Origin of the sequence: Tropicibacter alexandrii, from assembly GCF_003667315.2 — a bacterium.
In the GTDB taxonomy this organism is placed as follows: Bacteria; Pseudomonadota; Alphaproteobacteria; order Rhodobacterales; family Rhodobacteraceae; genus Tropicibacter; species Tropicibacter alexandrii.
The window spans coordinates 211136-237879 of the sequence record NZ_RCTZ02000007.1 but is presented as its reverse complement, the minus strand read 5'-3'; the positions used below and the strand labels follow the sequence as shown (position 1 = coordinate 237879).

The following is a 26744-nucleotide window of genomic DNA, read 5'->3' as shown; positions in this document are numbered from 1 at the left end:
CGTGACCCGGCGGCTCGACAATGCCACCGCGCGGCGGGTCTTTCTGGACCGGCACGCATTGGCCGAGCCACCGACCGGCCCGTCCAAAGGCGATGACCTGCACGCGCTGATCGAACGGCTGGGCTTTGTTCAGCTGGACAGTGTGCGGACGGTGGAACGCGCCCATCACATGATCCTGTTTGCGCGGCGGCAGAGCTATCGGCCTGCGCATCTGCCGCCTCTCTTGGCGCGGCGTCAGGTCTTCGAGCATTGGACGCATGATGCCGCCGTGATCCCGATGGGGTTCTATCCGCATTGGCACATCCGCTTTGCCCGCGACCGCAGGGGCCTGCACGGCAAATGGGAGCGCTGGCAAAGCCACGAATTCCTGTCGAAATGCACTGAGGTCATGGACCATATCCGCGAGAACGGGCCTTGTGGCTCGGGCGATGTGGGCGCCGATGAGGGCCGCAGCAAGGGGGGCTGGTGGGACTGGCACCCGTCCAAGACCGCGCTGGAATACCTGTGGCGGGCGGGCGATCTGGCTGTCACGCGGCGCGAGGCCTTCCGCAAGGTCTATGACCTGACAGAGCGCGTGATCCCCGCCGAGCTGCGCGACCCGCCGCCAGAGGCGGACAGCATCGACTGGCTGTGCCGGGGCGCGCTGGCCCGGCTGGGCTTTGCCACCCCGGGCGAGATCGCGGCCTTCTGGGCGCATGTGACCCCGGCCGAGGCGAAACAGTGGTGCGAGGCGGGTCTCGCCACGGGCGAGTTGGAGCCGCTCGAGGTCGAGACCGCCGATGGCGGTCTGCGCAAATGCCTGACATTTGCCGGGGCAAACCTTGCCGCGCCCGAGCCGCCGGGGCGGCTGCGGGTGCTGTCGCCCTTCGATCCGGCGCTGCGCGACCGCAAGCGGGCCGAACGATTGTTCGGCTTTCACTACCGGATCGAGATCTTCGTCCCTGCCCCGCAGCGTGTCTATGGCTACTACGTGTTCCCGCTGCTCGAAGGCGACCGGCTGGTCGGACGGATCGACATGGCCCGCGCGGGCGCGGCGCTGCATGTCAACGCGCTTTGGCCAGAGCGCGGGGTGTCTTGGGGCAGCGGGCGGCAGGCCCGGCTTGAGGCGGAACTGGCCCGCCTTGCCCGCTTTGCCGGGCTGGATCAGGTCACATGGGCCGATGGCTGGCTGCGCGCGGCGCGCTGATCAGCAGAACGACTCCGGCCCCAGAGATTGCTGGTAGGAGTATCGCGCGCCATGCGCCCACCCCACGGGCAACACCTGTTCGATGCGTACCATGTCATCCGTCGTCAAGGGCAACTGCGCGCCCATCACCAACTCGCCGAAATGCGCAACAGAGCGCGTGCCGGGGATCGGCAGGATATGATCGGCCTTGTGCAACAGCCACGCAATCGCCAGCGCCGCCGCCGGCACGCCCATCTCGGCGGCCAATGCGCGGAACCGATCCGTCGCCGCCCGGTTCGCCGCATAGTTCGGCCCCGTAAAGCGCGGGTTGGACTTCAGGAAGGGCAAGGACGGGATCACCTCCGGCTCCAGCGGGGTGTCCGTCAGCATCGACCGCATCACCGGCGAAAACGCCACCAGCGCGACGTCCAACTCCTGACAGGCCTGCACCAGCCCCAGTTCCACGAACCGCGTGCCCAGAGAATATTCCGACTGCACCGCCGCCACCGGATGGACCGCGTGGGCGCGCCGCAAGGACGACGGCGCGATCTCGGAAAAGCCGATGGCCTTGCATTTGCCCTTGGCCACGAGGCGCCCCATCGTCTCGGCCACGTCCTCGATCTCGCGCGCCTCTTCGCGGCGGTGGACATAGAACAGGTCGACGCACTCGATCCCCATCCGCCTCAGCGACGCATCCAGCGACGCCTCCAGATGCTCGGGCGAATTGTCGAAAGGCACCGCGCCGGTGTCACCATCCCGGTTGATGCCCCCCTTGGTGGCGATATGCAGGCTGTCGCGCGCGCCGGGATGGTCCTTCAGCCATGTTCCGATCGCCGTTTCCGACCGGCCCATGCCATAGACATTCGACGTGTCGATATGGGTCACGCCTGCTGCCAGCGCCGCGTCGAGGATGGCATAGGAGTTTTCCTCGGTGGTCGGCCCGTAGAATTCCCCGAAGGACATTGCCCCGACACCGATGCAGGACACCTGCGTCCCGCCGATCCTGACCTGCCGCATCTTGCCGTCTCCTCTTTTCGCTGCCCTGACGGGCGATCTCAGTCCGCGCCACCTGCCTCGGTGATGATTTCGACCACTTGCGCGACGGCATCCTCAATGCTCAGCGCCGTCGTGTCGATCACCAGCGCGTCCGGCGCCGGTTTCAAGGGCGCGTCCGCGCGGTTCATGTCCCGCGCGTCGCGCTCCCTGACATCGGCGAGCACCTCTTCGTATGTCACCTCATGCCCCTTGCCCTGCAACTCCTTGCATCGGCGCTGCGCCCGCGTTTCCGCGCTGGCGGTCACGAACAGCTTTACCTCGGCATCCGGGCAGATCACCGTGCCGATATCGCGCCCGTCCAGCACGGCACCGCCCGCACGGCGGGCAAAGGCGCGCTGGAAATCGACCAGCGCCGCGCGCACCTCGGGGATGGCGGCGACCTTGGACGCGGCCTGCGCCACATCGGGGCTGCGCAGGGCATCGGCATCCAGCACGCTGCGATCCAGCGTCTGCGCCGCCTCGACCGGCTCGATGCCATCCAGCAGGCGCTTGCCCACGGCGCGGTACAACAGCCCGGTGTCGAGATACGCGTAGCCAAAGAACTCGGACACGGCCCGGCTGATCGTCCCCTTGCCGCTGGCGGCAGGCCCGTCGATGGCAACGGTAAAGCTCATTTGGTCCTCCTTTGGCGCAACTCGCGCGCCACTATACCGATGGTGAGGCTGACCACCATGCCGAGTTTCGCCGCCGTCAGGTAGGCGACCGGCGCCCAAGTCCCAGTCTCCTCCGGCAGATACAGGACCCAGCCCGTTAGATCTCTGGCCTGCAAAAGAAAATGCGACAACAGCACATAGTTCTCGCCCAGATCGATCACGACATAAACCAGCGCCACGCCAGCCCCCAAAAGCCCACGTAGCGACCGGGCCACCCACAACGCAAAGCAAGCGATGAACGCGCTATCGGCAAGCAGGACCAGCCCGCGATACGCGGAAGACAGATTCGCCCGTGACAAGGCAAGACCAAATTCCGCCAGTCGCGCATCGCTCATGCCCAGCACGGCTTGCGGCGCGACACCCGTGACAGGCGCGACCACGACGGAAATCCATCCGGCCATTCCAAGAAACAAGGCCAGCGCGGCCCACCCGGATGCCGCCCGGACGCTCACCCCCGGGTGATCTCGGCGCCCAAGCCCTCCATGAGGGGCTCGAAGATCGGGAAAGAGGTCGCAATCGGCTGACCGTCATCGACGCTCATCGGGTTGGTCGTCGCCATTCCCATAACGAGAAAGGACATGGCGATGCGGTGATCGAGAAAGCTTTCGACCACAGCCCCGCCAGCGACATTGCCATGGCCAAGGCCATGCACCGTCCACCAATCCTCACCCTCATCCACACGCAGACCTGCGGCGCGCAGGCCCCGCGCCATGGCGTCGATCCGGTCGGATTCCTTGACGCGCAATTCCTTGACACCGGGCATGTGGGTCTTGCCTTCGGCAAAGGCCGCCACGACGGACAGGACAGGGTATTCGTCGATCATGCTGGCGGCACGTTCGGGCGGCACCTCGATGCCCTTCAGATCGGGCGAGAAGCGCGCGCGCAGATCGGCCACCGGCTCGCCCCCCTCCTCGCGCATGTTCTCGAAGGTCAGATCCGCGCCCATATCCTGCAGGGTAAAGAACAGCCCGGCCCGCGTCGGGTTCAGGCCAATATTGGGCACCAGCACGTCCGAGCCCTCGACGATCAGCGCCGCGCACACGGGGAAGGCCGCCGAGGACGGGTCACGCGGCACGATGATGGTCTGCGGTTTCAGCTCCGGCTGGCCCTGAAGGCGGATCACGTGGCCCTCGTTGGTGTCCTCGGTGGCGATCACCGCGCCAAAGCCCGCGAGCATACGTTCGGAATGGTCGCGGGTGGCCTCGCGCTCGATCACCACGGTCTCGCCCGGCGCGTTCAGCCCGGCCAGCAGCACCGCCGATTTCACCTGCGCAGACGGGACCGGTGTCGTGTAGCTGACCGGCACCGGGCTGTTCGCGCCGATGATGGTCATCGGCAACCGCCCACCAGAGCGCCCCACCGCCTGCGCCCCGAACAGCGCCAGCGGGTCCGTGACACGCGCCATCGGGCGCTTGTTCAAGGACGCATCCCCGGTAAAGGTCGCGACGATGGGCGAGGTCGCCATCGCCCCCATGATCAGCCGCACGCCGGTGCCGGAATTGCCGCAATCGATCACGTTTTCGGGCTCGGCAAAGCCACCGACGCCCACGCCCCAGACATGCCAGCTGTCGCCCTGCTTTTCGACCGTCGCGCCAAAGGCCTGCATGGCTTTGGCGGTGTCGAGCACATCTTGCCCTTCCAGCAGGCCCGTCACCTTCGTCTCGCCCACGGCCAGCGCCCCAAGGATCAGCGAGCGATGCGAGATCGACTTGTCGCCGGGCACATGCGCCTCGCCCTTCAGCGGGCCGCATTTGCGGGAACTCATCGGGATAGGATCACCGTGGCCAGACATGTTTGCGCTCTCCATAATCGTCAGCGCCTGATAAACCGCCCCCCGACCAGCGTCCAGCCCGTGGCTTCTTCTGGCCGAAAATACCGCGGGGGTGAGGCCGCAGGCCGAGGGGGCAGCGCCCCTTACTTTTTCCGGAAGGTCAGGTAATGCGGCACGCGCCCTTCCCGCAGGGCCTTTTGCTCGTAGCGCGTCGAAATCCAATCACCCCAAGGCTGCCGCCAATCCTGCGGCCCCTCGGCCAGCCACTCGAACCCCGCCTTCGGCATCTCGACCAGCGTCTGGCGCACGTAGTCGGGGATATCCGTAGCTACGCGGAACTCCGCCCCCGGCTTCAACACCCGCGCCAACGGATCTAGATGCTCTTGCGTGACGAACCGCCGACGGTGGTGGCGCTTCTTCGGCCAGGGATCGGGGTACAGCAGGAAGGCCTTAGACACGGACGCATCCGGCAGCACGTCGAACAGGTTGCGCACATCGCCGGGATAGACCTTGACGTTCTCCGCCCCGGCGCGCCGTATCTTGCCCAGCAGCATCGCCACGCCGTTGATGAAGGGTTCGCAGCCGATGATGCCCACATCCGGATAGGTCACGGCCTGATGCACCATATGCTCGCCGCCGCCAAAGCCCGTCTCCAGCCAGACATCCTTGCCGCCGAACATCGCGGCCATGTCCAAAGGCTGTCGATCCGGGTTCTCTTCCCAATCCACCGCCCCCGGCGACAGTTTCGCCAGATCCTCGTCGAGGTATCTTTCCTGCGCGGATTTCAGGGTCTTGCCCTTCACGCGGCCATAGAAGTTGCGCCACGGCGCGTCGGGATGCTTGTTCGAGCTTGTCATGCCCCGCGCTTTACCCGTCACGGCGGCGCGGATCAATCCACCAGAACACCGGCTTCGACCAGTTCGGCCCGCGTCGGGAACCACATCGAGGCGCGCAGGCGCTTTGTCTCGATGGCGAATTCCGGGGTGACGCCGCGCGACATCATGTAAAGCATCTCGCGGTGCATCTCGCTTTGGGTGTCCTCATAAACCCAAGCCGCGAAATCGAAGGGTGTGTCCCAGCCCTCATCCTCGCGCCAGTTTTCGTAATAGGACTGGATCGAGCCGGGCGACCAACTGTTCTGGTGAAAGCCGATCTTGGCGCCACGTTCCATCCGCCGGGACGCCCCACCCAGAAAGATGATCGTGCACGAGGACGAACATTCGCCCTCGACCACCGTGTCCAGTTCGTAATCGCTGACCATGCGGGCGATTTCCTGACCTGCCCAGACAGACCCGCCGGTGCTGTTCAGCTTCAGCGTGGTCAGGCCCTCATGCCTGCGCAGCAGGTCCAGCAGGATGTCGACATCGTCGTTCTGTATCTCGCGATCCGCCGGTTTCTCGGCGGCTTCGGTGTCGTAGATCAGGATCGGTCCGTCGATCACGAATTTCGGGTCCCCCGCCACATCCTCTGCCGCGCCCGCAAGACCGGGCAGAAAGACACAGGTGAGGATGGTACGGCACAACATGGGCAAGCTCCTTTTCATGCCCCCATGAAAGCCCCGAGCGCGCCCCGGGCGCAAGCCCGTATTGCCGCAACGAAAAAGGCCGCCCTCGATGGGGCGGCCCTGTGTCTTTGGATCAAGCAGGTTACACGGCCTTTTTCAGGGCCTCTGCCAGATCGGTGCGCTCCCAGCTGAAGCCGCCATCCGCCTCGGGCGCGCGGCCAAAGTGGCCATAGGCCGCCGTGCGCTGGTAGATCGGCTTGTTCAGTTCCAGATGGGTGCGGATGCCGCGCGGGGTCAGGTCGATGACCTTGGGAATCGCCGCCTCGATGGCCGCTGCCTCGATCTCGCCCGTGCCGTGGGTGTCGACATAGATCGACAGCGGCTTGGCCACGCCGATGGCATAGGACAGCTGCACCGTGCAGCGCCCGGCCATGCCCGCCGCCACGACGTTCTTCGCCAGATAGCGCGCGACATAGGCTGCCGAGCGGTCCACCTTGGTCGGGTCCTTGCCCGAGAACGCTCCGCCGCCATGCGGCGCCGCGCCACCATAGGTGTCGACGATGATCTTACGGCCGGTCAGGCCCGCGTCACCATCGGGGCCGCCGATGACGAACTTGCCGGTCGGGTTGACCCACCATTCGGTTTCGTCGCTGATCCAGCCCTCGGGCAGGGTCTCGCGGATATAGGGCTCGACCAGAGCGCGGACATCGGCGCTGGTCATGGACGCGTCGAGATGCTGGGTAGACAGCACGATCGAGGTCACGCCCACCGGCTTGCCATCGACATAGCGCACAGACAGCTGCGATTTCGCATCCGGGCCAAGCTGGGGCTCGGTGCCGTTCTTGCGGACTTCGGCAAGGCGGCGAAGGATCGCGTGGCTGAACTGGATGGGCGCGGGCATCAGCGCGTCGGTCTCATCGGTGGCATAGCCAAACATGATCCCCTGATCGCCAGCGCCTTCGTCACCCTGCTGGCCGGTCACGCCCTGCGCGATATGCGCGGACTGCTCGTGCAGCAGGTTGGTGACTTCCACCGTCTCGTGGTGGAACTTGTCCTGCTCGTAGCCGATATCCTTGATGCAGGCACGGGCGATGTCTTCGATCTTGGCCATGTACTCGGCCAGCTTTTCCTGATCGGTCAGGCCGACCTCGCCGCCGATGACGACGCGGTTGGTGGTTGCGAAGGTCTCGCAGGCAACGCGCGCCAGCGGGTCCTCGGCCAGAAACGCATCCAGAACGGCGTCGGAAATGCGGTCGCAAACCTTGTCGGGATGCCCCTCGGAGACGGATTCCGAGGTGAAGGTGTAGTTCTGTCGGGACATGAATGCTCCATTGATGTTTTCGCCGCCACGCCAGGAAGCCGTTGTGACGGTCATTTGCAATTCGCACCGCCTATGCCGGGTCGGCGCGGCGGTCAATCCGCCTTTGTGTCGCGCGGGCGGATGAAAACCAGAAGTGACAAAAATAGCAGCGCCAAGAGCGGTAAATCGCCAAATCGGCTATAGGGCGTAACCCGCAGCGGCGGCGGCAGGGGCGCATCCAGAAAGCCCGCCTCGCCCATGGGCAGCATCGCAAGGATGCGCCCGGCCCCGTCGATCACCGCCGACACGCCGGTATTGGCCGAGCGCAGCATCGGCAGCCCTTGCTCGATGGCCCGGATTCGCGCCTGCGCTAGATGCTGATAGGGACCGGACCATTCGCCGAACCACGCGTCATTGGTGATCTGCATCAGGAAATCGGGCCGCTCGGGCGCACCGCGCACGTCCTGCGGAAACACCGCCTCGTAGCAGATCAGCGGCAGCGCCTTGCCCAGGTCCGCTCCGAGGTCCATGACATAGGGCCCCGGCCCGGCGGAATAGCCGCCCTCGGCGCGCGAGGCGAGCCCGAGGATGTTCCACCGGGTCCAGAGATGCTCGGCCGGCATGTATTCGCCAAAGGGCACGAGGTGATGCTTGTCATAGACGTCCCGAATGTCACCGGTCTCGTCCATGTGGACGAGCGAGTTGTAGTAATTGCCGCCCTCCTCGCGCTGGATGCCGACCACGACCTGCGCCCCGCCCGCCTCCAGCGAGATGGCGCCCAGCGCATCGGCCGCGCGATGCAGCAGCATCGGCACCGAGGTTTCCGGCCAGATCACCAGATCCGGCAGCGCGCCGTCATCCTTCGGCGGCGCGCCGGTCATGCGAATCTGACGGTCGAAGAAGACGGGGATCTTGAGCGGGTCCCATTTTTCGTGCTGCGGCGCGTTGGGCTGGATGACGCGCGCGACGGGGCGGCCCGCGATGTCCTGAAGGGGCGGCGTCATCAGGTGGCCCCCCCCGAACATCAACAGCAGCGAGGTCGTCCCCAGCAATGCAGGCAAAAGGCGCAGGCCGTGGCGCGGGATGGCGGCGGCGAACATGGTGGCCACGGTCAGCGTCAGCAGGGTCAGCCCGTGCGGCCCGACCAGCGCCACCAGTTGGATCGGCGCGACCGGTGCCCAGATGTAGGAAACCAGCGCCCATGGAAACCCGGTAAAGACATAGGCCCGGGCGAACTCTGCCCCGGTCCAGCACAGCACCAGCGCGAGCCTCGGGCGGCGGCGCGCATGGCCCGCCAACCAGAAGGCCAGCGCCCAGAACAGCGCCAGCCCGCCCCCCATGCCCACCAGCGCGAACGGCGCCATCCAGCCGGTCGCGGCGGCGTCGACAAAGAACGGCTCGACGATCCAGCCGAGCGAGAACCCGAAATAGCCAAGCCCAACAGCCCAGCCTGTGCCGACCGCATACAGCCCGCGTGGCGCCGCCATGAACAGCCAGGCGGCGCCGATCACCCCGAACAAGCCAAGATACCAGAGGTCGTAAGGCGCATTTCCCAGACCCATCAAGACGCCCGTCCCGACGGCCAGCGGCAGACGCGCCCAGCGCGCAAGGGGCTGCGACGCGGCCGGGGCCGACCGGATGTCAGGCATGACGCTCCGCATCCGGCTTCGCGACGGCGACAGGCTGGCGCGCGGTGCCGGGCATGCGCACGCGCAGCCGCTTGATCCGGCGCGGATCGGCATCGACAACCTCGAAATCCAGCCCCGAGGGATGCGGCACGACCTCGCCACGCGCGGGCACGCGACCCGCGAGCATGAAGACAAGCCCGCCCAGCGTGTCGATCTCTTCGGCGTCGATATCCTCGTGATCGGTCAGCGGCTGGTCCAGCTCGGCCTCGAAATCCTCAAGCGGGGTTTTGGCCTGCACGAGGTAGCAACCGGTGCGCTCGCGCGTCCAGTACTTGTCCTCGTCGGTGTCGTGCTCATCGGCGATCTCGCCGATCACCTGTTCGATCAGGTCCTCGATCGTGACCAGCCCGTCGACACCGCCATATTCGTCGATCACCAGCGCCATGTGGCGGCGTTCTGTCTGCATCTTTGTCAGAAGCACGCCGATCGGCATCGATGGCGGCACATAGAGCAAGGGGCGCAGCATCTTTTTCAGGTTGAAGCGGTTGCCATGGCCGTTGAAGCCGTGGCTGAGCGCGAAATCCTTCAGGTGGGCCATGCCGACAGGCGTATCGAGCGTGCCCTCGAAGACCGGCAGACGGGTCAGCCCGCTTTCGCGGAATACGTTGACCAGATCGTCCTTGGTGATGGTGACCGGCACGGCGACGATTTCCGCCTTGGGGATGGCCACATCCTCGACCCGCATGCGGCGGAGGTTGATCATGCCATGGGCCTGCCGCGCGGCCTGACCATTCACATGCACGCCGTTCTGAGCGCGGTGCCCATCCTCGCCGCCAAAAATCCCTATGACGCGCCGGAGGAAGCCCCCCTGCTGTCCGTTCACTGGTCCCGTGTCTCGCGCGCCTTGCGCTGCGTTAGACGAGTCGTCGTTGTCGCCCATCAATCCTTACCGTTCAAAAGGCCGGTTCTGGCCTCATCCTTCCATATATGGGTCTGATATACCCAATTTGCCAAGTATGGCGGTCTCCGACCCTTCCATCAGCGTGGCATCTGCGTCACGGATATGGTCATACCCCAGAAGATGTAACAGCCCGTGAACGATCAAATGTGACACATGGGCGGAAAACGGCTTGTTTGCCTCGGCCGCCTCGCGCGCGCAGGTGTCGTAGGAGATGGCGATATCGCCCAGATGATGCTCGTCATCCTCAGGCTCTGGCGCGTAAGGCTGACCGCCATCGGTTTCGGCGGCCAGTTCCTCGGACGGCCACGAAAGCACGTTGGTCGGCACGGGCTTGCCGCGGAACTCGGTGTTCAGGACGGCGATGCGGGCATCGTCACAGGCGAGGATCGCCAACTCGTAGGGGGCCGGGTCGAGGCCGAGATGGTCGAAGGCCGCCATGATGGCGCGCTCTGCCAGCGGTTCGAGACCGGCCTCCTGCCAGCGGTCATCCTCAAAGATCGTGTCGATTTGCATGGTCGATAGCGCCGGGGGCTCTGCCCCCGGACCCCCGCGGTATTTTCAGCCAGAAGAAACCTAGGCTTCCAGATCGGCCTCATACGCCTCGATGATCTTGGCCACAAGCGGATGCCGCACCACGTCCTTGGCCGTGAAGTAGTTGAAGCTGATCCCGTCCACCTTGCCCAGCAGCCGTTCCGCATCGGCCAGCCCCGACGGCACGCCGCGCGGCAGGTCAACTTGGGTGCGGTCGCCGGTGATGACCATGCGCGAGCCCTCGCCCAAGCGGGTCAGGAACATCTTCATCTGCATGGTCGTGGCGTTCTGCGCCTCGTCCAGCACGACGAAGGCGTTGGACAGGGTGCGCCCGCGCATGAAGGCCAAGGGCGCGATCTCGATGATCTTGTCCTCGCGCATCTTGGCTTGTTGTTTGCCCGGCAGGAAGTCGTTCAGCGCGTCGTAGAGCGGCTGCATGTAGGGATCGACCTTTTCCTCCTGCGTGCCGGGGAGGAAGCCCAGACGTTCGCCCGCCTCGACCGCTGGACGGCAGAGGATGATCTTGTCGACGAGGCCGGTGATCAGCATGTTCACCCCCACGGCGACGGCGAGATAGGTCTTGCCCGTGCCCGCCGGGCCGATGCCGAAGGCCAGTTCGTTGGCGAACAAGGCTTTGACATAGGCCTTTTGGGCGTCGGTGCGCGGTTCGATCAGCTTCTTGCGCGTCTTGATCTCGACCTTGCCGGTGCCGAACATATCAAGCTGTTCGTCCGGGCTGTCGTCAGGTTCGTCGCTCAGGCGGAATTCGCGGTCGATGTCGCCGCGCCCGACCTCGCGCCCCTGTTCGAGGCGTTCGTACAGATGGTTGAGCACCTCGGTGGCCGAGGCGATGGCGTCATCCGTGCCGTGCACGGCAAGCTGGTTGCCGCGTCTCAGGATCTGGACGCCGGTGCGGGCCTCGATATCGGTCAGATTGCGGTCATATTCGCCGCACAGATCGATCAGCAGACGGTTGTCGGGAAATTCGAGAAGGGCCTGGGTCAAAGTGCCTGTGGTCACGCATGTCTCCTGCGCCTGGTTGGGCGGGGCCGTCGAGTCGCGCGACCCGCTCCCCTCTATATATGGTGGACCCCTGCGCCCCGTGGCGCAAGCCTGATGCGCGCCACGAGCCGAATTGTTGGGCGTGGGGCTTGGAAAATGCGCAGCAGGCGGGCGACGGGCGGCGCCGGATCAAGGCTGAAACGAAAACCGCCGCGTTTCGTTCCCGGCCCAAGTCGCGGCGGCCACCTGCGATAGATCATGTGCCGAGGTCGGGATGGGGGCGGCACGGCAGGCCTCGTAGGGACGGACCAGACCGACGAAACCGCAGACGCTGCGCCACACGCGCACGGTCCAGCGCAAGGTCGTGACGTCCATCAGGACGTCGCATGCAGAAAGGCCGCCCGGTTGTCCGGACGGCCCCTGAATATCGGTTGGCAAAGCGATCAGAGCGGGTCGCCGATGATCGCGGTCGAGCCGCCCTTGAAGTCGCCGGTGGCGATGGTCGGGGGCGCGGTGCCCGAGCAGACCGGCTTGCCGTATTTGTCGAGGCGCAGCGACAGGTAGCCTTCGACACCGTCGTCGATGATCCAATGGTCGCAGCCGTTCGGATCGATCCAGACACCGGCCTTGAGTTGGCTCAGGTCCTTGGCGTCGATGCCGCGGTCGATGGATTTGTCAGGGCCATAGGTGCCCTCGGTGAGGCCGGTTTCACAGCCTGCCACCGCAACGGCGGCTCCGAGGACAAGGGCCAGTTTCACGAGTTTCATGTCAGTGGCCCCTTCAGCGGATGCAGATGATTTCGACGCGGCGGTTCTTTGCCATGCCGGCATGCGAACCGTTCGATGCGACCGGCATCCGCTCGCCATAGCCGCGCACGTCGGTGACGTTCGCACCCATCGAGCGGGCGACACTGGCCACGGCGGTTGCGCGGTTATACGACAGCTTCATGTTGTATTCGTCCGACGCGCGGCTGTCCGTATGGCCGGCAATGACGAAGGCAATCGCGTTGGTCGAGCTAAAGAACTCGCGCAGGCGCTGCTGCCCGGCATGGCTGATGCGGTAGCTGTCGGTGGCGAAATACTGGTCGGTGTTCAGCACGCCGCAGGTGTTGGAGCGGCGGCAGACCGGCATGCCCTTGCGATCCAGATGCGGGTCCATGTACCCCTCGACGCCGTCATCCATGACCCAGTGTTCGCAGCCATCGGGATCGACCCAGATGCCGGGAATGTACTGTTCGCCGCGAATGGTGCGGGTGCTTTGCGTAGAAATGAAAGGTGTTTTCAGCCCTGCTTCGTCAGCGAATGTCGGAGCAACGCCCGACAGGCCAGCGAGAGCAGCCAGCGCCAATGCGCCGACGGCCTTGGAGATGCGATTCACCACAGCCTTGTCCCTTATTCGTGTTTCCCCCATTGCGTGCGCCGAAGTTTGGCAGTGGCGCGCGCAAATTATCTATAATCAACAGATTAGCAGGTCCGCCTCGCGTGTGAAGCGAAAAGCAGCCGCCATTGTGCCGAAATCGGAAACAATTCCCGGAAATGCTTGGGAATCATGTGGATAATCGAGGATAGTTTTTGAAAACAGGGGCTTCGCGGCGGCCCTTAACGGGGCTCAAGCACCCCGGAAAGGCTGTTCGGACCGGACGCATCGATTCGCACACGGGCGAGGTCTCCGGGGGCGATTCCATCGGCGGTTACGTGGACCGCGTGCAGATATTCCGACTTGCCGACCATCTGTCCGGGCAGGCGACCGGCCTTTTCGAACAGCACTGACACCTCGCGCCCGACCATCGCATCCTGCAATTCCTGCTGCTGCGTCTTCAACAGCGCTTGGAGGCGATACAGGCGGTCGTCCTTTTCGTCCTCGGGCACTTGCGGGCGCTCGGCGGCGGGGGTGCCGGGGCGCTCGGAATATTTGAAGCTGAAGGCGCTGCCGTATTTCACCGTCTCGATCAGGTCGAGCGTATCGCGGAAGTCCTCTTCGGTCTCTTCGGGGAAGCCGACGATGAAGTCGCCCGACAGGTGCAGATCGGGCCGCGCGGCGCGCAGGCGTTCGATCAGCGCGAAATACTGGTCGCGGGTGTGGCTGCGGTTCATCCGCTTCAGGATCTTGTCGGACCCGGCCTGCACCGGCAGATGCAGATAGGGCATCAGCTTTTCACACTCGCCATACGCGGCGATCAGCGCGTCGTCCATGTCATTGGGATGCGAGGTGGTGAAGCGGATACGCTCCAGCCCGTCGATGGTGGCAAGTTGCCGGATCAGTCCAGCCAAGCCGCCCTCATGCCCATGATAGGCGTTGACGTTCTGGCCCAGCAGGGTCAGTTCGCGCACGCCGCGCTCCACCAGATCGCGCGCCTCGGTCATGATGCGCTCTGCCGGGCGGCTGACCTCGGCCCCGCGGGTATAGGGCACCACGCAGAAGGCGCAGAACTTGTCGCAGCCTTCCTGCACGGTCAGAAAGGCGGTCGGGCCGCGCTTGGCCTTTGGCCGCGCATTCAAATGCTCGAACTTGTCTTCCTCGGGGAAGTCGGTGTCCAGCGCCTTGGCCCCGTTGTGGGTGCGCGAGACCAGATCGGGCAGGCGGTGATAGCTTTGCGGGCCGACCACCAGATCGACCATCGGCTGGCGGCGCATGATCTCCGCGCCCTCGGCTTGGGCGACACAGCCCGCAACGCCGATCTTGAGATCGGGGTTCGCCGCCTTCAGCCCCTTGTAGCGGCCCAGCTCGGAATAGACCTTCTCGGCGGCCTTCTCGCGGATATGGCAGGTGTTGAGCAGGATCATGTCCGCCTCTTCGGGGCTGGACACCGTATCATAACCTTCGCCGCCCATGGCCTCGGCCATGCGCTCGCTGTCATAGACGTTCATCTGGCAGCCATAGGTCTTGATGAACAGCTTCTTGAGGGACATGGGCGCGCTCCTGTAGATCAGGGGCGGCAGATAGCGCAGAATCCCCTTCTCTTGCAATACACCCGGTTTTCACGTTTTCTGCGGCAAAAAGAGAATGCGATGCAGTATAGCGATCTGAAAGACTTTCTGGCCCGGGGACAGGCGGCGCTGGCCAAGGGGCCGGTGGCGCTGGTGTTTGCCGAGGATGCGGTCGAACTGGACACCACGCTGCGCCACACGCGGCATTCCGGTTTTGCCCATGTGGTCTGTTTCGTCGATCCGCTGCACGACTTGCCGCCCGACCTGAACGACAAGATCCACCGCGTCGATTACGACATGCGGGTCGAGGGGGCCTTGCAGACGGCGGTCAATGCCGTGATCGAGGCGGCCCCCGGTGTCTGGTTCTATTACTGCTACAATGCCGAATACTTGTTCTACCCGTTCTGCGAGACGCGCACGGTCGGCGAGTTGCTGACCTTCCACACCGAGGAACGGCGCGACGCGATGCTGACCTATGTGGTCGACCTGTACGCGGGCGACCTGAACCGCTGCCCCAACGCGGTGTCGCTGGACGATGCCCATCTGGACAAGTCCGGGTATTACGCCCTCGCCCGGCCCGATCTGGAAAACCACAACCACCCCAAGGAACGGCAACTGGATTTCTTCGGCGGGCTGCGTTGGCGCTACGAGGAACACGTGCCCGTCGAACGGCGCAAGATCGACCGCATCAGCCTGTTCCGGGCCAAGCCGGGCCTGCGCCTGCGCGAGGACCACACGTTCGACGACGAAGAATACAACACCTATGCCTGCCCGTGGCACAACAACCTGACCGCCTCGATCGTGTCGTTTCGGACGGCCAAGGCGCTGAAACGCAATCCCGGCAGCACCTTCGACATCCGGACCTTCCAGTGGCACAACTCTGTGCCGTTCGAATGGCATTCGCGGCAATTGCTGGACCTCGGCCTGATGGAGCCGGGCCAGTGGTTCTGAGCCCGCGACGCCGTTAGCTGAAATCCTCGGTCACGATCTGGGCGTCGGGCACGCCTGCGGCCTCAAGCTTCTTCGGCAGGTCCTCGACCATGCTGTCGGGCCCGCAGACATAGCAGATGTCGCGCCCCGGCGTGACCAGCTCCTTGAGCATCTTGACCCCTATGGGTCCGCTTTCGTAGCGCGGATCCTTCTGGTCGGTCACGACCCACTGGGTCTTCAGCCCCTCGGCCTTTTCGAACCAGTCCTTGAGGATGATGTCGGCTTCGGTCTTGTTCGAGAACAGCAGCGTGTTGCCGTCAAGCGTCCCCTTCGCGGCCAGCTTGGCCCGCAGGATCGAGATGAACGGCGTCACGCCCGCGCCCCCGGCAATGAAGACACCGTCCCCCTTGTCCTCGATCGCACCCCACGCATCGCCGATCAGCACGTGATCGCCGGGGCGCAGCTTTGGGATGCGGGCGGTGACGCCGTCATGGTCGGGATAGGATTTGATGACGAAGTCGAGCGTGTCTTCTTCCGGCAGCGAGGTAAAGGTGAAGGGCCGCCCCTCGTCGCGCCATCCATCCTGATCCAGCGCCAGTTCGGTGGCCTGCCCGGGTGTGAAGTCGAAGCCCTCGGGCTTGTCAAAGGTCAGGTGCACCACGTTATGGGTGACCTGCTTGATGGATTGCAGCGTCAGTCGATGTGTCATTTCGGCTCCTTCTGTTACCGGAAGGAACGCGGAACGGCGTCTAGCGTTCCCGTGGACGCTTGCGGAACACCATCCAGCCCAACAATCCGGCCATGGCCGCCGCCGCGAGGAACCCGGCCAGATCGCTGGCGAGTTCCGACACTTCGGCCACCTGCCCGGCAAAGAGCCAGCCGAGCCCCACATAGATTGCCACCCAGACGGTTTCGCCGGTCACGCTGCCCAGCGTGAAATGCGACCACGGCAGGCGCATCGCCCCCCCGACGAAGTTCACATACGGCCCCAGCGGGCTGAACAGCCAGCGGGTCAGGAACACCGTGACGGTGCCGCGCCGGTGCAGCATGGCGCGGGCCTTGCGCAGGGTGCCGCGCGTCTTGCGGCGGGTTTCAAGCCGATTGACCAGCCGCGCGCCACCCCAGCGGCCGATCAAGAAACCCGTCTGGTCCCCAGCCACCGCACCACCAAGCGCCGCCCCTGCACTGAGCACAACGCTCAGATCGCCCGAGGCGGCAAAGGCCCCGGCCCCCAGCATGATCAACGAGGATGGCACAGGCACGGCAAGGCACGAGAAATACGTCGCCAGCAGCACCAGCCACGCGCCATAGACCGGCACCAGCGCGAACAGCGTATCGCTCATTCGCCCTGCCCCGCGCGATAGGCGGCGATTTCGGCTTCGATCCGGGCGATCAGCACGGCGGGGTCCTCGCCCAGCCGTTTCGCGATCTCGGCCAGTGTCTCGCGCTTGCCATCCTCGGGGGGCGGGCCAAGCGCCGCGCGCATGACCTCGCGCGGGATTTGCCACGAATGCACGACATAGCCGGGCGTCATCCACAGGGCGATGGTCTGGTCGCGATGCGCGGGGTCAGACCAGTAGATCCCCGACAAGACCAGCCGTGCACCGAAGAACAGCATGACCGCCAGCGCCAACAAAAACGCGCCCGACAGGATCGGACGCGCCTTCAATCTGGACCAGACCCGGCTCACAGGTTGTCGTATTGCGGCATGCCCAACACGTGGAAGCCGCCATCGACGCGCACGATCTCGCCGGTGGTGCAGGCCCCGCCCTCGGAGATCAGCCAGACCGCGGTGCCGCCCACCGCCTCCAGCGTGGCATTGCCCCCAAGGGGGGCGTTCTCGTTGGTGTGCTTGTAGGTCTTGCGCGCGCCGCCGATGGCAGAGCCTGCCAGCGTCTTCATCGGGCCGGGGCTGATGGCGTTGACGCGGATGCCGTCGCGGCCAAGGTCGTTGGCCAGATAGCGCGTCGCGGATTCCAGCGCCGCCTTGGCCACGCCCATGACGTTGTAATTCGGCGTGACGCGGTTGGACCCCATATAGGTCAGCGTCAACAGCGTGCCGCCCTCGGTCATCAGCGGATGCGCGCGGCGCGCCACGTCGATGAAGCTGTAGACCGAGATGTCCATCGAATTCTTGAAGTTCGCCCGCGTGGTATTGAGTATCCGCCCCTGCAGCTCGGACTTGTCCGAAAACGCGATGGCGTGGACGACGAAATCCAGCCGGTCCCAGCGTTCGGCCAGCTTGTCAAAGGCCGCGTCGAGGCTGGCCTCGTCGGTCACGTCCACATCCACCATGAAGTCGCTGCCGACGCTTTCGGCCAAGGGGGCCAACCGCTTGCCAAAGGCCTCGCCCTGATAGGTAAAGGCCAGCTCGGCCCCGGCCTCGGCACAGGCCTTGGCTATGCCCCATGCAATCGAGCGCTCGTTGGCGACACCCATGATGAGCCCGCGCTTGCCTTTCAGTGAAATCGTCATGTGCCCTCTCCGGCTTTTTGCCTTTCCTGACCGGAAAGCAGGGAGAGGTCAAGTTTGGGGCGCGACGCTTGAAGCCCGAGGGCCTTTTGCCCTACTTGGTTCGGCAAGGCCGACAAGCCAGCCCATCGCGCCCAAACCGGAGGCCAGCCAGTGCATATCAAAGCCAGACTTGAAAAGCCTTGGGAGGCTCTGTTCGTTTTTCATATGCTTGCGGTCCCCGGCGGCGGCGCCGGTCCGGCACCCATGGGCCAACTGGCGGCGCTGATCGCGCGCAACGCCGGGGACCGTCTGGATTTTGGCAAGACGCTCGCCATGGGCAAACGAAATGCCCCTTTCCAGATCGCAGGTCGGTTCGTCGCGCCAAACGATGGACAGGATTTGTTGACGGCTTGGAACGCCCCGGACGGCGACATGACGTGGATGTGTTTTTACCCCAACCATGGCATCGCGGTCGTCAACGAGGGCCAGATGGATTGGTGCGCAAACATCTGTTTCCAATGCGCCAATGCCGCGGTCACAGGCCCGAGCGCGACTCTGAGGACGGCCACACCCAATCGGTTGCTTCCCGACAGCCCGGATTTGCGTGATCGGCTGATGGCGCATCTGCCCGAGCGACCGTTTCCGCTACGCGAGATGTAAGGGACTGGCAGAGCCGCCGTCGAATTCAAACGACGGCTCGGACCATGTCAGTCGCGATACTTCGACAGCACCATCGAGCCGTTGGTGCCGCCAAAGCCAAAGCTGTTGGTCATCACCGAATCCAGCCCGGCGTTTTCCACCAGTTGGGTCGCGATCTCCTCGGGCTTCAGCGCCGGGTCCAGCGTTTCCACGTTGATCGACGGGATGATGAAGTCATGCTCCAGCGCGAGCAGGCAATAGATCGCCTCTTGCGCGCCGGTGGCGCCCTGCGAGTGACCCGTCATGGATTTGGTCGAGGAGACCGGCGGGGTCGAGCCTTCACCGAACACACGGCGGACCGCCTCGATCTCGCCCACGTCACCCACGGGCGTCGAGGTGCCATGCGCGTTGATGTAGCTGACGGTGCGGCCTTCGGGCAGCGTGCCCAAGGCCAGACGCATGGCGCGTTCGCCGCCCTCGCCCGACGGTGCGACCATGTCGGCGCCGTCCGACGTCGCGCCATAGCCCGTCACCTCGGCATAGATCTTGGCACCGCGCGCCTTGGCGTGTTCCAGTTCCTCCAGCACGAGGATGCCGCCGCCGCCCGAAATGACGAACCCGTCGCGGTTCGCGTCGAACGCGCGAGACGCCTTCTCCGGGGTGTCGTTATACTTGGACGACATCGCGCCCATCGCGTCGAAGAGGCAGGACAGCGTCCAGTCCAGTTCCTCGCCGCCACCTGCGAACATGACATCCTGCTTGCCCAGCATGATCTGTTCCGCCGCGTTCCCGATGCAGTGCAGCGAGGTCGAGCAGGCCGAGGTGATCGAGTAGTTGATGCCCTTGATCTTGAACGCGGTCGACAGGTTGGCCGACACGGTCGAGCACATGCATTTCGGCACGGCAAACGGACCCACGCGCTTGGTCGCGCCGGTCTTCAGCACCGTTTCATGGGCGGTCAGCATCGCGCTGGTCGAGGGGCCGCCGGACCCCGCCACCAGACCGGTGCGCGGGTTGACGATATCGCTTTCCTCAAGGCCCGAATCCGCGATGGCCTGCTGCATGGCGATATGCGCATAGGCCGCGCCCGGCCCCATGAAGCGCAGGGTCCGCTTGTCGATATGCTGGGCCACATCGATCTTGAGCGTGCCCGCGATCTGAGAGCGGAAGCCATGTTCCTTCATCTCTTCGCTGGCGGTGATGCCGGATTTCCCGGCTTTCAGCGAGGCGAGGACCTCTTGGGCATTGTTCCCGATCGAGGAGACGATCCCCAACCCGGTGACGACGACACGGCGCATGTGGCCTCCTTCGTTTGGTTGCAGGGTGTTTAGGGCATCAGGCGGGGGCGGCGCAAGGTGCGAGGAACGCATGACAGCTCACAACCCCGCATTGCATCCGTGGCCCCCCCTGCTGTACGTTCGTCGCGTCGGACGGCTGCAAAACACCCAAGGCCCGGGCGAGAACAGGTTGGACCCTTTGACTGATACATTCGGATACATTTTTGCCGCGGTCATAGTCGTGGGCGTCGTCGCGCTGTCGGTCTGGCTGACATTCGTCGTGCCGGCTCAAATGGCCGAGGACCGTGGCCGCAGCGCACTCGCGTGGATCTTGGTGTCCCTGTTGCTCAGTCCGCTGGTGGCCATCTTGCTTTTGTGGATGATCGGCCCGTCCGAGGACCATCAGAGCGCGCCGGACCGCGAATGGCCGTCGGTCTGATCGTCACATGTCCAGCGTGAAATGGGCCTCTGGGATCGAGATGTGCCAATGCACGGCCTCATCGGTCAGACTGTAATCCGCCTTCGTCCCCAGCATGGACGGCGCCAGCGAGGTCAGCACGGTCGAGCCGAAGCCGGTGCCGCTTTCGCGCGGCGGCTGGGCCAGTTTGGTCTCCCGCCAAGACAGGGTGATCGCCTTGTCCGTGGCGTCCGGCGACAGCGCCCATGAAATGTCGATCTCACCCACGTCGTGGTGCAACGCACCGTATTTGAGCGAATTGGTCGCCAGTTCGTGGAACGCCACCCCAATCGTCTGCACCGCTTGCGGCGCCAGCCGCACATCGGGGCCATCCAGTCGAATCCGGTGATCGGTGTCGGCCACGAAGGGCCGCAGATGTCCGTCGATCAGCGCCCCCAGCGGCACGGCCGACCAGTCGCCGCCGACCAGCAGGTCGGTCGATTTGGCCAGCGCGGCGATGCGCGCGCCGAAACTGCGGTGGAAATCCTCGACCGACAACGCGGTGCGCGCGGTCTGACGCTGAACCGCCGACACGATCGTCAGCATGTTCTTGGCGCGGTGGATGACCTCGCGGGCCAGCAATTCGCGCGCCTTCTCGGCCTTGCGCAGCTCGGTGATGTCGCGGTGGATGTTCGAGATCGCCACGACCTCGCCCGTCGCGGACCTGATCGGGGCGCAACTGATCCAGACCTCGTGCGCCGTGCCGTCCTTGCCGATCCGCGTCGCCTCGAACCGTTCGAGCCGCCCGGCAAGGATCTCGTCGCGATACCAGCTGACCGGCTTGGGCCAATCCGGCGGGTATAGCAGGCTAAGCGGCTGGCCCACCGCCTCGTCATGGGTGTAGCCGTACAGCTTTTCCGCCGCCGGGTTCCATGTCGCGATGTTGCCGTCGAGATCGTAACTGAGAATCGGATCGGTCGTGCCCGTCACCAGCGCCGCCAGCGCGCTGCTGTCGATATAGGCCTGCTCCAGCGCCGTCCGCTGGACGCGCCGCGCGGTCACGTTGCGGTGCTGCACGGCAAGAAAGACGTCGTCGTCGGATTCGATGCGCGTGGCCGTCAGTTCGAACCAGCGTTTGACGGTGTCGCTGTCGCAGGGATATTCGCAGACAAAGGGCTGGCCGGTCGCAAGGGTCTTGCGCAGGCCATCGACGACGATGCGCGCCTCGGCGCTCGACGCGCCCTCGGCACTGTCGCAGATTTCGAAATACCGGCTGCCGATATAGTGATCCGCCTCGCCGCCGTTTTCGATGCTGAACTGACGCCATGCATCGTTCGCGGCAACGACGACGCCATTTCGATCGAGAATGGCGAACTCATCCGGCAACGCGTTGATCAGCGCCGGCAAGCGCAATGCCCCAACGGCATCGGACATGTTGGGATGGTCGGACAAAAAGAACTCCTTTGCGGCGCAACGTCCTGCCACGGGATTTGGTTCCCGCAGCCGCAACCGCAGCCACGACGTGACCACCATGGGTTTGCATTTCAACCGGACCGGCAAGAAAACGCCGCCCCCGGCTTGGCCCGGGGCGGCGTTTTGCACTTCGGCGGCCCGTCGGACGGATCAGCTTTCGGACAGGGCGACTTTCATGTCCTTGACCTGATAGATGACCTCGCCATCGGCCTCGACGATGCCATCGGCGACGCCCATGGTCAGCCGCCGGGTTTGCACCGCCTTGGTGAAATCCACCTTGTAGGTCAGCATCTTGCGGTCAGGGCGCACCATGCCGGTCAGCTTGACCTCGCCCACGCCCAGCGCATAGCCGCGCCCCTGCCAGCCGCGCCAGCCAAGGTTGAAGCCGGTCAGCTGCCACAGACCGTCAAGGCCAAGACAGCCGGGCATGATCGGGTTGCCGGGGAAATGGCAGTCGAAGAACCACAGGTCCGGGGTGATGTCGAATTCCGCCACGACATGTCCCTTGCCGTGCAAGCCACCATCGCCGGAAATGTCGGTGATCCGGTCCATCATCAGCATGGGCGGGGCGGGCAGTTGGGCATTGCCCGGCCCGAACAACTCGCCCGCAGCGCATTTCAAGAGGTCTTCCTTGCTGAAGCTGGTCGGATAATCGGCCATGCGAGGGGCCCCTTCTGCTGTCTGATCCAAAGTCCGGCCCCGTCTATCACCCGCGCGCCTCGGCACGCAAGTGCCTGCGGCACAAGCAGCCTCGGGGCAATTCCATTTGAAAAACCGGACCGAAGCCCTCTATATTACGAACAGCATACAACAAGACGCAGAAAAGACATGTCCCTCGCGACCCAACGTGGCAAAGACTGGCTGGCCCATAGTGACCTGCGCCCGACGCGGCAGCGCATCGCGCTGGCCGCTTTGCTCGTGGGCGACGGGCACAATCGGCACGTCACCGCAGAAAGCCTGTTCGCCGCCGCCAAGGAAACCGGCGAGCAGGTTTCGCTGGCCACGATCTACAACACGCTGCGCGCGTTCTGCGAGGCCGGGCTGATGCAGGAGATCACGGTGGACGGGTCGAAGAGCTATTTCGACACGAACACCCACGACCACCCGCATTTCTTTTGGGAAGATGACGGAAAGCTCACCGACGCGCCCGCCGATCAACTGGAAATCGTGCGCCTGCCCGACGCGCCCGACGGGGCCGAGATCGCCTCGGTCGACGTGGTGATCCGCCTGCGCCGGAAATGACGGCCTTTGGTCGGGGGCATCCTCCGACCCGCTTGGCAGTCCTGAAAGCGGGGTTCAGTTCGCGCCGCCCTGCCAAGCCCGCGCGACGCGGCCATCCTTCAGCCAGACCATGTCGGCGGGTTCGCCCTCGGCCATGATCCCACCCGCGCCCGAGATGGTTCCCGGAACGGAGGTCACCATTGCGAGCGCCCGCACCTCGCTGACACCGATGGCCATTAGGTTGCGCACCGCCGTCGCAAGGTCGAGATCCGCGCCCGCCAAGGTCCCGTCGGGCAACGTCAAGCGGCCCGCATTGCGCGCCACCCGACGGTCGTTCAGGTCAAAGCCATCCAGCGACGTACCGGCCACCGCCATCGCATCGCTGACCGCAAACACGCCCTCGGGCCGCGCCGCCAAGGCCACCTGCAGGCTGACCGCGTCCACATGCACGAGGTCGGCAATCACGCCGATCCTGACCGGCGCGCCGGACAGCGCCGCACCGACCAGCCCCGGCGACCGCCCGGCCATCTGGCTCATGGCATTGAACAGATGCGTCACGCAGGAGGCGCCCGCCGCGACCGCCGTCAGCGCCTGCTCTGCGGTGCAGTCCGAATGGCCCAGCGACACCACAGCCCCCGCCCCGCTCAGCGCGGCGATCTGATCGGGCGTCACGGTTTCAGGCGCGACCGTCACCATCAGGCACGGCAGCGCGCGCGCGGCCGTGCAGAGCATGTCAAGGTCGTCCAGTTCCATCGGCCGGATCAGGCCGCCGTCATGCGCGCCCTTGCGCGACACGGCCAGATGCGGCCCTTCCAGATGCAGGCCACGGATGCCGGGCACACCTTCGTCCACCGCCGCACGCACCGCCGCGATGGCCGCCGCGACCGTGTCACGGCGCGCCGTGATCAGCGTCGGCAGGATCGAGGTCGCCCCAAGGCGTGCATGCGCCTTGGCCATCACCCGCAGGGTCTCGACCGTGGGGGCGTCGTTGAACATCAATCCGCCGCCACCATTGACCTGAAGGTCGACGAAGCCCGGCATCACGATGCCACCGTCCAGCGCCACCTCCGCGCCGCCCGGCCCGCCAAAGCGCCCCTCGGTCACGCGCAGCGGCCCCTCGACGAAGCGCGCCCCGTCAAAGACCCGCGCGCCGGTCAGGGTAAAGCTCAGTCCCATCCGCGCCACCCCTCCGCCACCCGCGCCGCCAAGGCCAGCGCACCGTCGGGGGCGGTGCCTCGTGGCGCGGTCAGGCAGGCGCGCATCTCGTCCGGCAGGTAATCGGCATAGACCGGGCCAAGCCCGCCGGTCAGGCAGGCCGCCTCTCCCGGCTGCCAGCCCAAGGCCCGCCAGCCCTCGGCGATGTAGCGCGCACCCTCCCAAAGCAGCGCCTCGACGCTGGCCACGCCCCGTGCCGCGACGATTTCGGGGGCAAACTCGGCGAAGGCGCGCGGCGTCGCCTGCGCGGCAAAGCGCGCGATCCCCGTTGCGCCGCCCAATCGCGCCCGCAATCCGGCCAGCAGGGCGTCATCGGCGGCCAGACCGTCCGCCGCGCGCAGCGCCATGGCCAGCGCCTCCCGCCCCAGCCAGGCTCCGGACGCCTCGTCGCCCAGCGCCAGCCCGTGGCCGCCGACATAGCGCACATGGTCGGCCTGCCGTGCAAGGAACGACCCAGTGCCGATCACCGCGACACAGCCCGTGGCCGCGCCAAGCGCATCGAGGACCGAGGCGCGGCGATCCTCTTCGATCACCGCGCGCGCAAGGGGCAAGGCGGCGGCCAGACGCGAGGCCAGCGCCTGATCCGTCACCCCGGCCAACCCGAGGAAGGCCGGCTGCGGCGACAGGTCGTCCAGCGTGCAGCCCGCCGCCTTGGCCAGATCGCGCAGGACGTTGCTGACCGCCGCCACCGCGCCGTCGAAATCCGATGTGACATTGGCCCCGGGGCGGCTCACGTCGACCCGCCGCCCCTGCCAGATCAAGGCCCCCCGGCACGTGGTGCCGCCGCCGTCGATACCGATCATGTGACGCCTCCCTTTGCGCCCTCCTACAGCAATCCGGCAACGCGCGAAAAGACCTTGTGCGCGGGGTTTGTCGAAACGTGGCCGGGGCACAGCCCCGGCCTACGGACTGTCACACCACCTGTCCGGGGTGGTCCTCGGCCCATTCGGTCAGGAAGGCCCGCAGGTCGTCCGCGCCCACCTGTTCGATCACGGAACGCGGCAGCGCCACACCGTGATGCAAGACCATATCGAGACAGGCGATGTAGTCCCGGCCCGGCCCGTGGCGATCCGGGTTATTCTCGGCGCCGTGCAGGATCGTGGTCAGCAAGGTCCCGCCATGCCCGTTAACAAAGCCCATGTCCGGGCGCAGCGACAACAGCCAGCCCAGCACCTCGGGAAGGCCAGCCCAGCCAGCCGCATGGGTCGGCGTGACGCGCTCCACCCGGTCCGGCTGGTCATAGGGCAGGCCCCGCGCCACGAGGCGCTGCATGGCCCCGAGCAGGTCGGGCCGCGTGACCATGTCGCGCAGCAGATCCGTCAGGGCTTCGGGCAGTTTGGCGGGGTCGATGAAGTCGCCCGCGCGCCCCTCGACCGCATCGACCAGAGGCTGCACCGCCGGGGACAGCGTCGTATCCGCCCCGCCATCCGCGATGGCCTGCGCCACTTCGGCATTGCCGAAGACGCGCGCCAGTTCAAAGGCGGTCACCCCTTGCCAGCGCAGGTTTGGGTCCACCCCGCCAAGGATCAGCCCGGCCATGCGCGCGTCACAGCCGCGCCGGGCGGCCTGATGCAGAGCCGGGCAGACCATCGGGGCCTCGCCGCCGACCTCGGCGGGGTTGAAGTCATCCACCCGGGCGCCGTGCGCCAGCAACAGCGCGACCGCGTCGTGGTCGTTGAAATCCATCGCCCGGAGCAGCGCGTTGGTGCCGTTCGGATCGGCCCCAGCGTCGAGCAACATCTTCAGCCCCTCGCGATGCCCCAGCTCGGTCGCGTGATAAAGCGACTCGCCGTCATTCGAGTTCGCGCCATGCTCCAGCAGCCAGCGCACCAGCACCATGTTATCCGCTGCCACCGCACCGTACAGAACCGACAGCTGGTGCGGCCCGTGCATGATGCCATCATCGACCGAGGCCCCCTGTGCGACCAGCGCCTCGGCGACGGCCAGCATGTCGGCCTCGCGGCCCGCGCCCTTGAACCACCTCGAAAAGCACAGATGCGCCATGGGCGAACGCGGCCCGCGCTGCGTCACCGCCTGAGCCGGGTCACGCGCCAGCGTGGCGCGCACGGCGTCGATGTCGTACAGCGCGCATTCCAGACCAAACAGCCCTCGGGCCAGATCGGGGAACCGCTCCAACAGACGGGCCGTCAGGCTGACCTGCCCGTGGGCCAGCGCGATTTTCAACCGCTGCAAGGCCTGCGCGCGGTCGAGCCCGGAGGTCTCGGCGGCGGCCTTGAGCTTGGGCCAGCTGTCAAAGCCGGTTTCCTGCGCGACGATATGCAAGAAGTCGGCGCGTTTGAGCGCAGCCATGCGCCTCGGCGGGTGTTGCCGGACACGTTGCACGGCCCAGACCTCGCCCGCCTCATAGGCGCGGTGAAGGCGTTTGGCATCCTGCCGCAACGCCTCGATCGAAAGGGGGATATCCGCAGACATCGGTTTCCTCCATCACGGCCCGGGATCCGCTGATCGGGCAAGAGAGAACCGAATGTTCCTGTGAACAGTCGCAAACCGGTGCGCGCGCTTTCCGCGGATCAGGAGGCCGCCGGTGATCGGCCCTGCCCTATCGTGCCGCGCCACGCGCCGAATGGCAAGCCACGGATGAGCGGTTTACGCCCCCGCCCCGGCACCCTAGATTACCCG

At 65.6% G+C, this 26744-nt stretch carries 30 protein-coding genes and 1 riboswitch; of the genes, 5 read left to right on the top strand and 25 right to left on the bottom strand.

All coding sequences use genetic code 11. The features are described from left to right. Position 1: 1 nt before the first annotated feature. Positions 2-1186, top strand: coding sequence for a winged helix-turn-helix domain-containing protein (locus D8Z78_RS11720; protein WP_121630315.1), 1185 nt, complete (start codon positions 2-4; stop codon positions 1184-1186). Here the strand turns inward: D8Z78_RS11720 and D8Z78_RS11715 are convergent, their stop codons facing one another. The 15 genes from D8Z78_RS11715 to miaB form a co-directional block, all read right to left on the bottom strand. After that, positions 1187-2182: an aldo/keto reductase gene (locus D8Z78_RS11715; protein WP_121630314.1), complete on the bottom strand. Its 996-nt coding sequence runs from the start codon at positions 2180-2182 to the stop codon at positions 1187-1189. A 38-nt stretch (positions 2183-2220) separates the two neighbouring features. After that, complete coding sequence (gene cmk, locus D8Z78_RS11710; protein WP_121630313.1) at positions 2221-2835, bottom strand: (d)CMP kinase; 615 nt, start codon at positions 2833-2835, stop codon at positions 2221-2223. Continuing rightward, on the bottom strand, positions 2832-3275 hold the full coding sequence (locus tag D8Z78_RS11705; protein ID WP_128910774.1) for a hypothetical protein: 444 nt from the start codon (positions 3273-3275) through the stop codon (positions 2832-2834). The genes cmk and D8Z78_RS11705 overlap by 4 nt, the downstream gene beginning before the upstream one ends. A gap of 47 nt (positions 3276-3322) precedes the next feature. Then, positions 3323-4666, bottom strand: coding sequence for a 3-phosphoshikimate 1-carboxyvinyltransferase (aroA, locus tag D8Z78_RS11700; protein WP_121630337.1), 1344 nt, complete (start codon positions 4664-4666; stop codon positions 3323-3325). 122 nt (positions 4667-4788) lie between these two features. Continuing rightward, complete coding sequence (gene trmB, locus D8Z78_RS11695; protein ID WP_121630311.1) at positions 4789-5502, bottom strand: tRNA (guanine(46)-N(7))-methyltransferase TrmB; 714 nt, start codon at positions 5500-5502, stop codon at positions 4789-4791. Positions 5503-5534: 32 nt separating this feature from the next. Continuing rightward, positions 5535-6170: a COG3904 family protein gene (locus tag D8Z78_RS11690; RefSeq protein ID WP_240672099.1), complete on the bottom strand. Its 636-nt coding sequence runs from the start codon at positions 6168-6170 to the stop codon at positions 5535-5537. 121 nt (positions 6171-6291) lie between these two features. Continuing rightward, positions 6292-7470 (bottom strand): methionine adenosyltransferase, encoded by a 1179-nt coding sequence (gene metK, locus D8Z78_RS11685; protein WP_121630310.1) that lies wholly within the window; start codon positions 7468-7470, stop codon positions 6292-6294. Between the two features lie 3 nt (positions 7471-7473). After that, a riboswitch (SAM-SAH riboswitch) is annotated at positions 7474-7523 on the bottom strand. Between the two features lie 39 nt (positions 7524-7562). Then, the gene (lnt, locus tag D8Z78_RS11680) at positions 7563-9098 is read right to left on the bottom strand and encodes an apolipoprotein N-acyltransferase (protein ID WP_121630309.1); all 1536 of its coding nucleotides are present in this window, start codon (positions 9096-9098) and stop codon (positions 7563-7565) included. Then, entirely contained in the window at positions 9091-10017 is a 927-nt protein-coding gene (locus tag D8Z78_RS11675; RefSeq protein ID WP_121630308.1) for a hemolysin family protein, read from the bottom strand. The genes lnt and D8Z78_RS11675 overlap by 8 nt, the downstream gene beginning before the upstream one ends. 33 nt (positions 10018-10050) lie before the next feature. Then, on the bottom strand, positions 10051-10551 hold the full coding sequence (ybeY, locus tag D8Z78_RS11670; RefSeq protein ID WP_121630307.1) for an rRNA maturation RNase YbeY: 501 nt from the start codon (positions 10549-10551) through the stop codon (positions 10051-10053). Between the two features lie 60 nt (positions 10552-10611). Then, positions 10612-11589, bottom strand: a complete 978-nt coding sequence (locus tag D8Z78_RS11665; RefSeq protein ID WP_121630306.1) for a PhoH family protein — start codon at positions 11587-11589, stop codon at positions 10612-10614. 171 nt (positions 11590-11760) lie between these two features. Continuing rightward, entirely contained in the window at positions 11761-11946 is a 186-nt protein-coding gene (locus D8Z78_RS11660; protein ID WP_121630305.1) for a hypothetical protein, read from the bottom strand. Positions 11947-12014: 68 nt separating this feature from the next. Further along, complete coding sequence (locus tag D8Z78_RS11655) at positions 12015-12338, bottom strand: hypothetical protein (RefSeq protein ID WP_121630304.1); 324 nt, start codon at positions 12336-12338, stop codon at positions 12015-12017. 13 nt (positions 12339-12351) lie between these two features. Continuing rightward, the gene (locus D8Z78_RS11650) at positions 12352-12951 is read right to left on the bottom strand and encodes an OmpA family protein (protein WP_240672097.1); all 600 of its coding nucleotides are present in this window, start codon (positions 12949-12951) and stop codon (positions 12352-12354) included. A gap of 218 nt (positions 12952-13169) precedes the next feature. Then, positions 13170-14480 (bottom strand): tRNA (N6-isopentenyl adenosine(37)-C2)-methylthiotransferase MiaB, encoded by a 1311-nt coding sequence (gene miaB / locus D8Z78_RS11645; protein ID WP_121630302.1) that lies wholly within the window; start codon positions 14478-14480, stop codon positions 13170-13172. Between the two features lie 99 nt (positions 14481-14579). Between miaB and D8Z78_RS11640 the strand changes: the two genes are divergently transcribed. Further along, positions 14580-15449: a hypothetical protein gene (locus D8Z78_RS11640; protein WP_121630301.1), complete on the top strand. Its 870-nt coding sequence runs from the start codon at positions 14580-14582 to the stop codon at positions 15447-15449. Between the two features lie 13 nt (positions 15450-15462). Here the strand turns inward: D8Z78_RS11640 and D8Z78_RS11635 are convergent, their stop codons facing one another. From D8Z78_RS11635 to D8Z78_RS11620, 4 genes are read right to left on the bottom strand one after another with little or no spacing between them, the layout of a single operon-like run. Beyond that, positions 15463-16137: an FAD-binding oxidoreductase gene (locus D8Z78_RS11635; RefSeq protein ID WP_121630300.1), complete on the bottom strand. Its 675-nt coding sequence runs from the start codon at positions 16135-16137 to the stop codon at positions 15463-15465. Positions 16138-16177: 40 nt separating this feature from the next. Further along, the gene (locus D8Z78_RS11630; protein WP_121630299.1) at positions 16178-16771 is read right to left on the bottom strand and encodes a DedA family protein; all 594 of its coding nucleotides are present in this window, start codon (positions 16769-16771) and stop codon (positions 16178-16180) included. Further along, entirely contained in the window at positions 16768-17118 is a 351-nt protein-coding gene (locus D8Z78_RS11625; RefSeq protein ID WP_128910773.1) for a hypothetical protein, read from the bottom strand. Before D8Z78_RS11625 ends, D8Z78_RS11630 begins: the two co-directional genes overlap by 4 nt. Continuing rightward, positions 17115-17903 carry an enoyl-ACP reductase FabI gene (locus tag D8Z78_RS11620; RefSeq protein WP_121630297.1) on the bottom strand — a complete coding sequence of 263 codons (789 nt, stop codon included), beginning with the start codon at positions 17901-17903 and terminating at the stop codon, positions 17115-17117. The genes D8Z78_RS11625 and D8Z78_RS11620 overlap by 4 nt, the downstream gene beginning before the upstream one ends. A gap of 243 nt (positions 17904-18146) precedes the next feature. Between D8Z78_RS11620 and D8Z78_RS11615 the strand changes: the two genes are divergently transcribed. Continuing rightward, the gene (locus tag D8Z78_RS11615) at positions 18147-18542 is read left to right on the top strand and encodes a hypothetical protein (protein ID WP_128910772.1); all 396 of its coding nucleotides are present in this window, start codon (positions 18147-18149) and stop codon (positions 18540-18542) included. Between the two features lie 47 nt (positions 18543-18589). Here the strand turns inward: D8Z78_RS11615 and fabB are convergent, their stop codons facing one another. Further along, the gene (gene fabB / locus D8Z78_RS11610; RefSeq protein WP_121630295.1) at positions 18590-19819 is read right to left on the bottom strand and encodes a beta-ketoacyl-ACP synthase I; all 1230 of its coding nucleotides are present in this window, start codon (positions 19817-19819) and stop codon (positions 18590-18592) included. Between the two features lie 178 nt (positions 19820-19997). On the opposite strand from fabB, the gene D8Z78_RS11605 reads away from it, so the two are divergent. Beyond that, a complete protein-coding gene (locus D8Z78_RS11605; RefSeq protein WP_121630294.1) occupies positions 19998-20237 on the top strand; it encodes a hypothetical protein in 240 nt (79 codons plus the stop codon). Between the two features lie 3 nt (positions 20238-20240). On the opposite strand, the gene D8Z78_RS11600 is transcribed toward D8Z78_RS11605, so the two are convergent. Both D8Z78_RS11600 and fabA read right to left on the bottom strand, forming a co-directional pair. Next, positions 20241-21629 carry a sensor histidine kinase gene (locus D8Z78_RS11600; protein ID WP_164932948.1) on the bottom strand — a complete coding sequence of 463 codons (1389 nt, stop codon included), beginning with the start codon at positions 21627-21629 and terminating at the stop codon, positions 20241-20243. Between the two features lie 189 nt (positions 21630-21818). Continuing rightward, positions 21819-22328: a bifunctional 3-hydroxydecanoyl-ACP dehydratase/trans-2-decenoyl-ACP isomerase gene (gene fabA / locus D8Z78_RS11595; RefSeq protein ID WP_121630292.1), complete on the bottom strand. Its 510-nt coding sequence runs from the start codon at positions 22326-22328 to the stop codon at positions 21819-21821. A gap of 168 nt (positions 22329-22496) precedes the next feature. Here fabA and irr point away from each other — a divergent pair, with 168 nt between their 5' ends. Then, complete coding sequence (gene irr, locus D8Z78_RS11590; RefSeq protein ID WP_121630291.1) at positions 22497-22910, top strand: Fur family transcriptional regulator Irr; 414 nt, start codon at positions 22497-22499, stop codon at positions 22908-22910. Positions 22911-22964: 54 nt separating this feature from the next. Here the strand turns inward: irr and D8Z78_RS11585 are convergent, their stop codons facing one another. The 3 genes from D8Z78_RS11585 to D8Z78_RS11575 all read right to left on the bottom strand — a co-directional run bounded on the left by D8Z78_RS11585 (position 22965) and on the right by D8Z78_RS11575 (position 26537). Beyond that, the gene (locus tag D8Z78_RS11585) at positions 22965-24059 is read right to left on the bottom strand and encodes an N-acetylglucosamine-6-phosphate deacetylase (RefSeq protein WP_420824314.1); all 1095 of its coding nucleotides are present in this window, start codon (positions 24057-24059) and stop codon (positions 22965-22967) included. Then, the gene (locus tag D8Z78_RS11580; RefSeq protein WP_121630289.1) at positions 24056-24907 is read right to left on the bottom strand and encodes a glucosamine kinase nucleotide-binding domain-containing protein; all 852 of its coding nucleotides are present in this window, start codon (positions 24905-24907) and stop codon (positions 24056-24058) included. Before D8Z78_RS11580 ends, D8Z78_RS11585 begins: the two co-directional genes overlap by 4 nt. A gap of 109 nt (positions 24908-25016) precedes the next feature. After that, the gene (locus tag D8Z78_RS11575) at positions 25017-26537 is read right to left on the bottom strand and encodes an ankyrin repeat domain-containing protein (protein ID WP_240672096.1); all 1521 of its coding nucleotides are present in this window, start codon (positions 26535-26537) and stop codon (positions 25017-25019) included. Positions 26538-26744 lie beyond the last annotated feature (207 nt).